General features: G+C 69.6%; 9 protein-coding genes. 3 read left to right on the top strand and 6 right to left on the bottom strand.

The window, feature by feature from the left end; genetic code table 11:
• Nucleotides 1-12: 12 nt before the first annotated feature.
• Entirely contained in the window at nt 13-1,170 is a 1,158-nt protein-coding gene (locus CSC65_RS14410; RefSeq protein WP_162411277.1) for a DUF1214 domain-containing protein, read from the top strand.
• Nucleotides 1,171-1,325: 155 nt separating this feature from the next.
• Here CSC65_RS14410 and CSC65_RS14405 read toward each other — a convergent pair whose 3' ends face one another.
• The 5 genes from CSC65_RS14405 to acnD form a co-directional block, all read right to left on the bottom strand.
• Entirely contained in the window at nt 1,326-1,976 is a 651-nt protein-coding gene (locus CSC65_RS14405; protein ID WP_162411276.1) for a response regulator, read from the bottom strand.
• Nucleotides 1,973-3,532, bottom strand: a complete 1,560-nt coding sequence (locus CSC65_RS14400; protein WP_162411275.1) for a sensor histidine kinase — start codon at nt 3,530-3,532, stop codon at nt 1,973-1,975. Before CSC65_RS14400 ends, CSC65_RS14405 begins: the two co-directional genes overlap by 4 nt.
• Nucleotides 3,533-3,702: 170 nt before the next feature.
• Entirely contained in the window at nt 3,703-4,896 is a 1,194-nt protein-coding gene (gene prpF, locus CSC65_RS14395; RefSeq protein WP_162411274.1) for a 2-methylaconitate cis-trans isomerase PrpF, read from the bottom strand.
• 25 nt (nt 4,897-4,921) lie between these two features.
• Nucleotides 4,922-5,488: a 2'-5' RNA ligase family protein gene (locus CSC65_RS14390; RefSeq protein ID WP_162411273.1), complete on the bottom strand. Its 567-nt coding sequence runs from the start codon at nt 5,486-5,488 to the stop codon at nt 4,922-4,924.
• A gap of 1 nt (nt 5,489) precedes the next feature.
• On the bottom strand, nt 5,490-8,105 hold the full coding sequence (acnD, locus tag CSC65_RS14385) for a Fe/S-dependent 2-methylisocitrate dehydratase AcnD (protein ID WP_162411272.1): 2,616 nt from the start codon (nt 8,103-8,105) through the stop codon (nt 5,490-5,492).
• Between the two features lie 455 nt (nt 8,106-8,560).
• Between acnD and xylB the strand changes: the two genes are divergently transcribed.
• Nucleotides 8,561-10,063, top strand: coding sequence for a xylulokinase (xylB, locus tag CSC65_RS14380; RefSeq protein WP_162411271.1), 1,503 nt, complete (start codon nt 8,561-8,563; stop codon nt 10,061-10,063).
• A gap of 46 nt (nt 10,064-10,109) precedes the next feature.
• Nucleotides 10,110-11,444 (top strand): xylose isomerase, encoded by a 1,335-nt coding sequence (xylA, locus tag CSC65_RS14375; RefSeq protein WP_162411270.1) that lies wholly within the window; start codon nt 10,110-10,112, stop codon nt 11,442-11,444.
• A 312-nt stretch (nt 11,445-11,756) separates the two neighbouring features.
• Here xylA and CSC65_RS14370 read toward each other — a convergent pair whose 3' ends face one another.
• Nucleotides 11,757-12,818, bottom strand: a complete 1,062-nt coding sequence (locus CSC65_RS14370) for a LacI family DNA-binding transcriptional regulator (RefSeq protein ID WP_162411269.1) — start codon at nt 12,816-12,818, stop codon at nt 11,757-11,759.
• Nucleotides 12,819-12,894 lie beyond the last annotated feature (76 nt).

The following is a 12,894-nucleotide window of genomic DNA, read 5'->3' as shown; positions in this document are numbered from 1 at the left end:
CACGAGGCACCCATGAAGACCCATCGAATTGCCGCAACCCTGCTGTCCGCCGCGCTGCTGGCGAGCCTGGCCGCCTGTGGCGAGCGCACCGGGACGGCGGCTGACACTGCCGCAGCCGACGCGCCGGCGAACGGATCGGCCGCTGCACCCGTCGCACCCGCCTCCACGGTGCCCGACCTCGGCGACCCCTCGCGCTGGACCCGGACGGCCGACGGCAAGATCGTAGTCACTCCCGACAACTTCATCCGCGCCGAGTCCGACGTGTACATGGGCGCGCAGCTGAAGGAGGGTGCGTTCGGCAAGTTCAAGCACACCCGCGAGCCGGCCCCGGTCGACAACCAGCCCATCATCCGGCTCAACCGCGACACGATCTATTCGTCGGCGGTCTTCGACCTGGACGCCGGCCCGGTCACCGTCACCCTGCCCGATGCGGGTTCGCGCTTCATGTCGATGCTGGTGATCAACGAGGACCACTTCAATCCGGCCGTGATCTACGAGCCCGGCGCGCACACGCTGACCCGCGAGAGCGTCGGTACCCGCTACGCGATGGTGGGCATCCGCACCCTCGCCGACCCGGCCGACGCGGACGACCTCAGGCAGGCCCAGGCCCTGCAAGACGCGATCACGGTCGAGCAGCCCGGCGGGCCGGGCACCTTCGAGATCCCCGACTGGGACCCGGCCAGCCAGAAGAAGGTCCGCGACGCGCTGCTGGCCCTGTCCGGCACCATCCCCGACCTGCGCTACGCAGCCGGGCCGGACGCCGCTTCGGTCGACCCGGTGCGTCGCATTGCCGCGGCGGCCTCGGGCTGGGGCCTGAACCCGGACAAGGACGCGGTCTACCTCAACGTGTTCCCGGAAAAGAACGACGGCAAGACGCCGTACCGGCTGGTGGTCGGCGACGTGCCGGTGGACGCGTTCTGGTCGGTAGCGGTCTACAACGCCGAGGGCTACTACCAGCCCAACGACCTGAACGCCTACTCGATCAACAGCGTCACCGGCGAGAAGGGCGCGGACGGTTCGATCACCCTGCAGTTCGGCGACTGCACCGCGCAGACGCCCAACTGCCTGCCGATCACCGAAGGCTGGAACTACATGGTCCGCCTGTACCGGCCACGCCAGGAGATCCTCGGCGGCAGCTGGTCGTTCCCGGTGGCCGAGCCGCTGCAGTAGCAGCGCGCGAGGCAATGCGTTGGGCTGCGGATCCGGGGCCAGGGACGGTCCCCGGACCGTTCGCGGCGGCCCGCTCCGGGCCGTCGCCACAGCCACTCGTGCCCAATGCCGGCGTCAGCTTCCGAGCGACGCCGCGCGCGGCCGGCCCGAGTGGGCTAGTGCGGGGGTGAAGTGGTTCCGTGCGGGGCGTGCAGCAGGCCGAGCTTGAGCGCCTGGTTGACCAGGGCGATGCTGGTGCTGACGCCAAGGAGCTTCATGATCGAGTGGCGATGGGTGTCCACGGTGCGTACCGAGATGGCCAGCGTCTGGGCGATCTCGCGCGAGCGCTGGCCTTCGGCGATCATCCTGAGGATGCGCGACTGCTGCGGAGTCAGGCGCGGCACCGGCGCCTGGCCGAGCACCTGGTCCCACAGCGGACGGCTCACCCAGCTGCGTCCGGCCAGGACCTCGTCCAGCGCGTGGATCAGGTTCTCGCCGCTTTCGCCCTTGAGCACGTAGCCGCGAGCGCCCTGGGCCAGGGCCTCGCGCACCACCACCGGTTCGGCGTGGACGCTCATGAAGACGAAGTCCGTTTCCATGCCCTCCCCGCGGACGCGGCGCAGCACCTCGATGCCGGTGAGCCCGGGCATGCTGATGTCCGCCAGGACGATGTCGGGCTGGAGGCTGCGGATCGAATCGAGCAGCGCATGGCCGTCGCCGAGCACCGCGACCACCTCGAAACGTCCGCCGATGAAGACATGGATCGCATCGGCCATCATCCGGTGGTCGTCCGCGATCAGCACCGTGGACTTCCGGGTACGTGTCACGCCAACCGTTCCAGTCTCACGCATATCCGTGTGCCTCCAGCCGAGTCGTCGGAAATGATGTCCAGCGCCGCGCCGATGTGCCTGCAGCGCTCGCGCATGTTGAGCAGCCCAAGCCCGGCGTCGGGGTTGGCGCTTGCCGTGTCGAAGCCACGGCCGTCGTCGCCGACTTCCAGGTAGAGCCCCGAGCGGTCCTCGCCCAGCCGGAACAGCAGGGTCGCCGGCTGGCCGTGCTCGATGGCGTTGCGCGCCGCTTCCTGCGCGATCCGGAACAGGTGCAGGGCGACGTCCTCGCCGGGCACCGTGTCGATCGGGGCCAGGTCCAGCTCGACCCGGCCGTGCCAGTGGCGGCCGATTTCGCCCGCCAGCGCCTCAAGCGCGGCGGGCAGGCCGGCCTGCGAGATCGCCGACGGGTGGAGCTGGCGGGAAATGGTGCGGACTTCGTCGAGCACGTCCAGCAGGTTGCTCCTGACGTCTTCGATGGACTGCGTGGAGCCGTCCGCGGCGTGTGCCGGCAGGTTGCCCAGGGTGAACGCCGCCAGCGCGATGCGCTGGCCGATCGAATCGTGCAGCTCGCGTGAAACGCTGGCCCGTTCCTCTTCCTGGCGCCTGATGGCCAGCGCCGCGGTCTCGGCGAGCCGGGCCTGGGCCGACCTGGAGCTCTGCACCATGAGCGACAGGGTCTGGATGACGAAGCCGACGGCGATGATCGACCACTGCAGGATCTGGGTGTTGACCAGGCCGATGTCGCTGCGGTTCGGCAGGTCCATGTGGATGGCAGCCACCGTGGCCGGCGTCATCGACACCACGAACGTGGCGCATATCCCGAATGGCGCGAGCCGGAACACCGACAGCACCAGCAGCGGGATGGGGGAGAACGCCAGCGCCGGCAGCCGGTTCGTGCTGTCGGGAAGCGTGTTCCAGAGAAACGCCGCCAGCAGCAGGTTGGCCGCGCAGAACAGCACGGTCCATTGGACCTCGCGTCCGGCCTGCGCACGATCCAGGCGCAGGAACGACCGCCCTTCGATCAGCAGCGGTGCCACCATCGCCGCTGCGGCGGCGAAGCAGGGGACCGAAAGGAACCAGATCTCGGCGAACAGCTCGAGCCGGTGCTTGGTCGAAAGGATGATGTATACCGCCCACGCCGTTCCGGCCATCGGGAACAGCAGTACCGCGACCAGGTAGTAGCGGAACAGGTCGCCCATCTGCACGAAAAGGCGCTCGCCGCGCAGCGGGAAGCGCAGCATCACCCCGGTGGGCAGCAGCATCGCGACCAGCCCGGCGTAGCCGTAGGCGGCCTGCACCGACAGGCCGTCGCGGAGTTGGAAGGCGAGCGTGCCGCCCACGCCCAGCGCGACCAGGACCACGGGCCAGCGGCGCCGCGGGAGGGCGGCCATGAATGCGAGTGCCAACGCTCCCGGGAACCACAGCGCCGTGGTTCCGACCGGGCGGACCCACAAGGCGAAAGACAGCAGCTGCGCGATCAGTCCCGCCGCACACGCGCACAGCGGTACGGCCAACGCCTGCAGCCCATTGCGCTTCAACGGCGGGATATCCATTCTCCTCCGTGCCTGCGTGGTCGTCGCTGCCCCAGTGCGGTCCCTGCACCCCGACGGCCGGTTGCGGCGATTCTACAGTTGCGGGCGCCACCCGTCCGTGCTGCGGCGCTGCGCGCGCGCGCGCGCGGCCGGTTGCAGCACGTGTCGTGCAGCGGTTGGCGAGGCGATCCCTACAACGTGGCGGCAGGCACCCGCACGGCGCCTTCCATCAGGATCCGCGCGCTGCGGCTCATCACCGCGCGGGTCACCGTCCACTGCCCGTCCACCTGCGCCACGGTGGCGCCCACGCGCAGCGTACCGGAGGGATGGCCGAAGCGGACCACGTCGCGCACGCCGCCACCGGCGGCGAGGTTGACCAGCGTTCCCGGCACCGCGGCGGCGGCGGCAATGGCGACCGAAGCGGTGCCCATCATCGCGTGGTGCAGCTTGCCCATCGACATCGCGCGCACGTTGAGGTCGATGTCCTCCGCGGCGACGGCCTTGCCGCTGGAAGCGGCGTAGGCGCGCGACGGAGCGACGAATGCGACCTTCGGGGTGTGCTGCCGGGTTGCGGCTTCGGCGGCCGTACGGATCAGGCCCATGCGCAGCGCGCCGGCCACGCGCACCGCTTCCAGGCGGGCCAGCGCAGTGGTGTCGCCGTTGATCGCCGGCTGCAGTTCGGTGCCGTCGTAGCCCAGGTCGGCGGCGTTGACGAACACGGTGGGGATGCCGGCGGTGATCAGCGTCGCCTGCAGCGTGCCGACGCCGGCCACCTCGAGCGTGTCGACCAGCTGGCCGGTGGGGAACATCGCGCCGCCTGCATCGCCTTCTCCATCGTCGGCCGGATCGAGGAACTCCAGCACGATCTCCGCGGCCGGGAAGGTCACCCCGTCCAGTTCGAAATCGCCGTCCTCCTGCACCTGGCCGCCACTCACCGGCACGTGCGCCAGGATGGTCTTGCCGATGTTGGCCTGCCAGATCCGCACCGTGCACAGGCCGTCGGCGCCCACGCTTGCCGGATCGACGTAACCGGCATGGATCGCGAACGCACCGGCGGCGGTGGAGAGGTTGCCGCAATTGCCCGACCAGTCGACGAAGTCGGCGTCGATCGAGACCTGCCCGTAGAGGTAGTCCACGTCGTGGCCGGGACGGCTGCTGGGCGAAACGATCACGCACTTGCTGGTGCTGGAGGTCGCCCCGCCCATGCCATCGGTCTGCTTGCCGTACGGGTCGGGTGAGCCGATTACGCGCTGCAGCAGGCGGTCGCGCGCCGGACCCGGCACGCGCGCGGCCGGTGGCAGGTCCTCGAGGCGGAAGAACACGCCCTTGGAGGTGCCGCCGCGCATGTAGGTGGCGGGAATGCGGAGCTGCGGAAGTGCGGTCATGGTCGGTGGTTCCGGAATGCTCGGGTTACTGGAGGAGGTCGAGCTGCGCGGGCGGTGCGACCGGTGGGCGCAACTGCCAGGCGTCGACCACGTCGTAGCGGTAGTCGTTGCCATGGCCGGCAACCTCGACGAGTTCGATGGTGTCGATCTGCCAGATCAGCGGCGCGAAGGTAAGTGGTTCGATCGACCGGTTGGCCCGGTAGCTGACCGTGACATGCGGACGATGGCCCTGTGCTTCGACCAGGCCCTGCGCGCGCAGCTGTCCGCGCACCGCGGCCATCAGCCTGCCCAGGCCTTCGGGCCGCCCGGCGGACGGCACGAACTGCCAGTGGATGCGTTGGTGCACCGAGCTCTCCAGTCGATCCAGCCGCATCTCGAAGGCTTCGGCCACCACGGCGGCGCAGGCCCGCCGCATGGCTTCGCGCGCCTCGCGCGCATGCAGGTCCGACAGGCTCTGGTGCCAGTTGCGCAGCGGAGACAGCGTCTCGCCCAGCACCGTGTCCAGCCCGGCCTCGCGCAGTACGCCCAACCCCGCGTCGCGCAGCGCCTGCGGCACGCGCGACATGACGAACAGCTCGCCGGGCCTGGCCAAGTCAGGCCGCCTTCGCCGCCTCGAGGAAGTCCTGGGCGAAGCGCTGCAGCACGCCGCCGGCTTCGTAGATCGAGACCTCCTCGGCCGTGTCCAGGCGGCAGGTCACCGGGACTTCGACGCGCTCGCCATCGCGGCGGTGGATGACCAGGGTCAGGTCCGCGCGCGGGCGGCGCTCGCCGATCACGTCGAAGGTCTCGCTGCCGTCGATGCCGAAGGTCTGGCGGTTCTGCCCCGGCTTGAACTCCAGCGGCAGCACGCCCATGCCGATCAGGTTGGTGCGATGGATGCGTTCGAAGCCCTCGGCGACGATCGCCTCCACGCCGGCCAGGCGCACGCCCTTGGCGGCCCAGTCGCGCGAGCTGCCCTGGCCGTAGTCGGCGCCGGCCACGATCAGCAACGGCTGCTTGCGCTCCATGTAGGTCTCGATCGCCTCCCACATGCGCACCACCTCGCCCTCCGGTTCGATGCGCGCCAGCGAACCGGGTTTCACCTGCCCGTCGACCACGGCCATCTCGTTCACCAGCTTGGGATTGGCGAAGGTCGCGCGCTGCGCGGTGAGGTGGTCGCCGCGATGGGTCGCGTAGGAATTGAAGTCCTCCTCCGGCACGCCCATCTTCGTGAGGTACTCGCCGGCGGCGCTGCTGGCCAGGATCGCGTTGGACGGCGACAGGTGGTCGGTGGTGATGTTGTCGCCGAGCACCGCCAGCGGGCGCATGCCGCGCAGCGTGCGTTCGCCGGCGAGCGCGCCTTCCCAGTACGGCGGCCGACGGATGTAGGTGCTCTGCGGGCGCCAGTCGTACAGCGGCTCGATCGCGCCGACATGTTCGACGCGCACGTCGAACATCGGACCGTACACCTTGCGGAACTGCTCGGGCTTGACGCTGGCCTTGACCACCGCGTCGATCTCCGCGTCGCTGGGCCAGATGTCCTTCAGCCGGACTTCGTTGCCTTCAGCGTCCAGGCCGAGCACGTCCTTCTCGATGTCGAAGCGCACGGTACCGGCTATCGCGTAGGCGATCACCAGCGGCGGCGAGGCGAGGAAAGCCTGCTTCGCATACGGATGGATCCGTCCGTCGAAGTTGCGGTTGCCCGACAGCACCGCGGTGGAATACAGGTCGCGGTCGATGATCTCCTGCTGGATCGCCGGGTCCAGCGCGCCGCTCATGCCGTTGCAGGTCGTGCAGGCGAACGCGACGATGCCGAAGCCGAGCTTCTCCAGGTCCGGCAGCAGGCCCGATTCCTCCAGGTACAGCTGCACGGCCTTGGAGCCCGGCGCCAGCGAGCTCTTCACCCACGGCTTGCGCAGCAGGCCCTTCGCGTTCGCGTTGCGCGCCAGCAGGGCGGCGGCGATCACGTTGCGCGGGTTGCTGGTGTTGGTGCAGCTGGTGATGGCGGCGATGATCACCGCCCCGTCGGGCATCAGGCCCTTGGCCTCGTCGCTGCGGGCGCCCTCCAGCTTGGCCTCGTCGGCGATGCCGCGTTCGGCCAGCGCGCTGGTGGGCAGGCGCCGGTGCGGGTTGGACGGACCGGCCATGTTGCGCACGACCGAAGACAGGTCGAACTCCAGCACGCGCTCGTACTCCACGTCGGCCAGGCCGTCGGCCCACAGGCCGGCGGCTTTCGCGTAGGTCTCGACCAGCTGCACCTGCTTTTCCTCGCGCCCGGTGAGGCGCAGGTAGTCCAGGGTCTGGTCGTCGATGTAGAACAGCGCGGCGGTGGCGCCGTACTCCGGGCACATGTTGGAGATGGTGGCGCGGTCACCGATCGTGAGCGCGGCGGCGCCTTCGCCGAAGAACTCCAGGTAATGGCCGACGACCTTTTCCTTGCGCAGGAATTCGGTCAGCGCCAGCACCACGTCGGTGGCGGTGATGCCCGGCTGCGGCCGGCCGCTGAGGCGGACGCCGGTGATGTCGGGCAGGCGCATCCACGACGCGCGGCCGAGCATCACGTTCTCCGCTTCCAGGCCGCCGACGCCCACCGCGATCACGCCGAGTGCATCCACGTGCGGGGTGTGGCTGTCGGTGCCCACGCAGGTGTCGGGGAAGGCGACGCCGTCGCGCGTGTAGACCACCGGCGACATCTTCTCCAGGTTGATCTGGTGCATGATCCCGTTGCCCGGCGGGATGACTTCCACGTTGCGGAACGCATGCCGGGTCCATTCGATGAAATCGAATCGGTCGGCGTTGCGGCGGTCCTCGATCGTGCGGTTCTTGGCGAAGGCATCGGGATCGTAGCCGCCGCACTCCACCGCCAGCGAGTGGTCGACGATCAGCTGCACCGGCACCACCGGATTGACCTGTGCCGGGTCGCCGCCCTGCTCGGCGATGGCGTCGCGCAAGCCGGCCAGGTCGACCAGCGCGGTCTGGCCGAGGATGTCGTGGCAGACCACGCGCACCGGGAACCAGGGGAAGTCCAGGTCGCGGCGGCGCTCCACCAGCTGCGCCAGGTAGGCGTCGCGCTGTGCCGGCTCGGCGCATCGGACCAGGTTCTCGGCATGGACGCGCGCGGTGTAGGACAGGGTAGCCCAGGCGCCGGGACGGATCGCGTCGACCGCTTCGCGGGCGTCGAACCAGTCCAGGGAGGTGCCGGGCAGGGGCTTGCGGTGCTGGGTGTTCATGGCGGGCGCTGCTCGTGGACGGCCGTCCTGCCGCTGCGCACAGCAGCGGGGGCGGCGATGGGAGGAGGTCGCGATGATTTTACGGCGGCTGCCCGTGCGCGCCGGCCCGGCAGCTCCGGTTTCGCGCGGAATCGGGCGAAAAACCGGCTTTGCATTGATGCAGGCGATCAACGCGTCGCGACAGCGGCGCCGTCGCCGGGAGGGCGGATGCCCGCCTGCTCGGGGGTGGATCACGCGACGCGACGCGCCCCGGGATTGAACCTGCCTGGGCCTGTGAAACCCCTCTTTCCGCCCCGGTTGCGCAGTGCAGCAAGCCATTTTCCGGGGGGCTGGTACAGTCGCATCTGCCCATGGTCGCTCGCATCGCGACGCTGCCATGGCCAGCAACGGGCCGAGGCGCCCGTTTTTCCCTGGTTTTAATGGTAGCGCTAACACAAGCGGGCGAAATGAGCGGAATGGACCGGAACAACCCGATCGTCATCGGCCTGGACGTGGGCACCCAGAGCCTCAAGCTCGTGGCCTACGATCCGCAGTCGCGGCAGGTCGCCGCGACCCATGGCGAGGCGCTGGAACTGGCCTCGGGCGACGACGGCAGCCGCGAGCAGCGCGCCGAATGGTGGATCGACGCGATCCGCGCGTGCTTCTCGCGGCTGGATCCGGCGCTGCGTGCGCGGACCATCGCGATCGGCGTCTCCGGACAGCAGCATGGCTTCGTGCCGCTGGACCGCGCGGGCAACGTGCTGGCCCCGGCCAAGCTGTGGTGCGACACCAGCACCGCAGCCGAGTGCGACCTGATCATGGATGCGGTCGGCGGAGCGCAGCGCGCGATCGATATCGCCGGCAACCCGATCATGGTCGGCTATACCGCCTCCAAGCTGCCATGGACCCGCGAGCACCGCTCGCAGGCCTACGCACAGCTGGCGACGATCATGCTGCCGCACGACTACGTGAATTTCTGGCTTACCGGCGAGCGCTGGATGGAGTGCGGCGACGCCTCCGGCACGGGCTGGCTGGACGTGCGTACCCGGCAATGGTCGGACGCGATGATCGCCGCGACCGACGGCGACCGCGACCTGCACGACTGCCTGCCGCCGCTGGTGGAGGCCGACGCGCTGTTCCCGATCGCCGCGGACATCGCCGACGAGCTCGGCCTGCCACGCGGCGTGCAGGTGTCGGCGGGCGGTGGCGACAACATGATGGCTGCGATCGGCACCGGCAACGTCTCGCCTGGCGTGCTCAGCATGAGCCTGGGGACCTCCGGCACGCTGTTCGCGCATGCCGACCGGCCGATCGTCGATGACGCCGGCCGCTGGGCCGCGTTCTGCGATTCCACCGGCGGCTGGCTGCCGCTGATCTGCACGATGAACTGCACCGTGGCCACCGAAGCGGTGGCCGGGTTGTGCGACTTCTCCACCCGCGACGGCGACGCGTTGCTGGCCAGCACCCGGCCGGGCGCCGGTGGACTGCTGATGCTGCCGTTCCTCAACGGCGAGCGCACGCCCAACCTGCCCAACGGCCGTGGCAGCCTGTTCGGCATGACCGCGACCAATTTCACCCCGGCCAACCTGTATCGCGCGGCGATGGAAGGCGCGGTCTACAGCCTGAAGAACGGCTACGACGCCTTCATCGATGCGGGCATGCGCTTCGAGGCGATCCGCCTGACCGGCGGCGGCAGCCACAGCGCGATCTGGCGGCAGATGGTGGCCGACGTGTTCGGCCTGCCGGTCGACGTGCCCGAACAGGCCGAAGGCGCCGCGTTCGGTGCGGCACTGCAGGCGCTGTGGGCGACCCGGCGAGCCGGTGACGCCAGTACCGACCTGGCCGCGCTCGCCGCCGCGCACGTGCGCCTGGATCCGCGCCTGTCCGCGCACCCGCACGCCGAGGCCACCGCCGCGTACGCGGCGCAGTACCAGCGTTTCCTTTCCCACCTCGATGCGATCCGGCCGCTGTACGCCTGATCACCCCTATCGACACGCACCCCCAACTCCCGACGGAAGCACAGACATGAGCAGCAAGCCCTTCATCGGCGCCAAGGAATATTTCCCCGGTATCGGCGCGATCCCCTACGAGGGTCCCGGTTCCGACAACCCGCTGGCGTTCAAGGTCTACGACGAGAACAAGGTGATCGGCGGCAAGACCATGCGCGAGCACCTGCGTTTCGGCGTCTGCTACTGGCACACCTTCTGCAACGCCGGCCACGATCCGTTCGGCCCGGGCACGCGCCACTTCCCGTGGGAGAAGGAAACGGCGATGGCCACCGCCGAAGCCAAGGTCGACGCGGCGTTCGAGTTCTTCACCAAGATCGGCGTGCCGTACTACTGCTTCCACGACGTGGACCTGGCGCCGGACGCCGAGGACATCGGCCAGTACGAGAAGAACCTCAAGCACCTGGTGGCGATGGCCAAGGAGCGCCAGCAGGCGACCGGCGTCAAGCTGCTGTGGGGCACGGCCAACCTGTTCTCGCACCCGCGCTACATGAACGGTGCTTCGACCAACCCGGACTTCGCCGTCGTCGCCCGCGCCGCGGTGCAGGTCAAGGCCGCGCTGGACGCCACCGTCGAGCTGGACGGCGAGAACTACGTGTTCTGGGGCGGCCGCGAAGGCTACGCCTCGCTGGTCAACACCGACATGAAGCGCGAGCTGGCCCACTTCGGCCGCTTCCTGACCGTCGCCCGCGACTACGCGCGCAGCATCGGCTTCAAGGGCAAGTTCTTCATCGAGCCCAAGCCGATGGAGCCGATGAAGCACCAGTACGACTTCGATTCGGCCACCGTTGCCGGCTTCCTCAAGGAGCACGGGCTGGAGAAGGACTTCGCGCTCAACATCGAGGCCAACCACGCGACCCTGTCGGGCCACACCTTCGAGCACGACCTGCAGGTCGCGTCCGACCACGGCCTGCTGGGCAGCATCGACGCCAACCGCGGCAACCCGCAGAACGGCTGGGATACCGACCAGTTCCCGACCGACATGTACGACACCGTCGGCGCGATGATGGTGGTGTTGCGCCAGGGCGGCCTGGTCGGCGGCCTGAACTTCGACGCCAAGCCGCGTCGCGAGTCCACCGACATGGAAGACCTGTTCATCGCGCACATCGGCGGCATGGACGCGTTCGCACGCGGCCTGGAAGTGGCCCACGCGCTGCTCAACGATTCGCCGTGGGAATCCTGGCGCAAGCAGCGCTACGCCAGCTTCGACGGTGGCGATGGCCAGGCGTTCGCGAACGGCAAGCTCTCCCTCGCCGACCTGCACGGCATCGCCCTCAAGCAGGGCGAGCCGAAGCAGACCAGCGGCAAGCAGGAGCGCTACGAGAACCTGCTCAACCAGTACCTGCTGCGTTGAGCCGGTACGTCGCCCCCGCCGCCGATGCCGGAGCCCACGCCTGAGGGAGGCGTGGGAAGCGCGGGCCATCCTGGGCGCGGGGGCGGCGTGATTCACCCATAGAGGAGGGGACCGATGGGCGGCTGCGACCGCATCGCCATTGGGGCCGGGCTTGTCCGACCCGCCTGTTCGGCGCCGCTGGTCGGGCTTGCCCGACCCGCCTGTTCGGCGCCGCTGGCCGGGCTTGCCCGACCTGTCCGATCGGCGTCGTTGGCCGGGTCTGCCGGTTCCGCTCTCACGGTCTCAGCGGCTGGGCTTGCCCGACAGGCGCCCTCAGCCGCGCTTGCCGGGCGGGGCGACCGAGCCGCGCACGATCAGCCGGTGCGGCACGACCTGGTCCACCAGTACGCGCGTGCTGCGGTCCTTGCGGCGGATGGTGCGCAACAGGATGTCGATGGCCGCGTTGGCCATCGAAGCGATCGGCTGGTGGATGGTGGTCAGCTCCGGCCAGACCGTGGTCGCCGAGGAACTGTCGTCGAAGCCCACCACCGCCAGGTCGCGCGGCACGTCCAGGCCGCGCCGGTGCGCGACCGAGATCACCGCGGCGGCCATGTCGTCGTTGGAGGCGATGATCGCCGTGGGCGGCCGCTTGTGGGCGAGGATCTTCTCGCCCGCCTTCAGCCCGGACCGGTAGGTGTAGTCGCCCTGCTGGACCAGGGACGCGTCCACCGACAATCCGGCTTCGAACATCGCCGTCTGGAAGCCCTCGTAGCGCCGGGCGCTGGCGCTCAGGTCGGGGCGGCCCTTGATGAAGCCGATGCGGCTGTGGCCCTGCGAGATCAGGTAGTCGGCCAGGTCCTTGCCGGCTCGCAGGTCGTCGATGCGCACGCACGAGATCTCATCGCTGGAACGGCCGGCGGCAATGGCCACCACCGGCACGTCGGCGCGCACGAATTCGCTGACCGCCGCATGCGATTCGCACACCGGCGGCGGCAGGATCACCCCGTCGACCTTGCCGGCCATGGCCCGCGCGGCCTTGCGTTCGGCATCGGCGTCGGACGTGTCCCAGTAGTCGACCACCAGCTGGATCGACGTGCGCGAAGCCACGCGCAGCAGGCCGACCAGCATCTCGCGCAGGTAGGCGCCACTGGGATTGTTGTAGACCAGGGCGATGCGCGTGTGCTGCGCCGCCGCCAGCGAGCTGGCGGCCAGGTTGGGCGTGTAGTCCAGCTCGCGCACCGCCTGCATCACCCGCTCGCGCGTGGTGTCGCGGACCTTGCCCTGTCCATTCACCACCCGCGACACGGTCATCGGCGAGACGCCGGCCAGTGCCGCGACCTCGTCGATGGTGACGCCGCGCCCCTTGCGACGCACCGATTTCCTTGGCTTTTCCAACGGGTATCCCTTCGATCGTGCGGCGACGGCCAGCGCCATGGCGCCGGGTGCGTCGTGGTCCATGCCGCGCCAGTAC

Source organism: Pseudoxanthomonas daejeonensis, assembly GCF_010093205.1.
Classification (GTDB): Bacteria; Pseudomonadota; Gammaproteobacteria; order Xanthomonadales; family Xanthomonadaceae; genus Pseudoxanthomonas; species Pseudoxanthomonas daejeonensis.
This window is presented reverse-complemented; position numbering and strand designations above follow the sequence as displayed.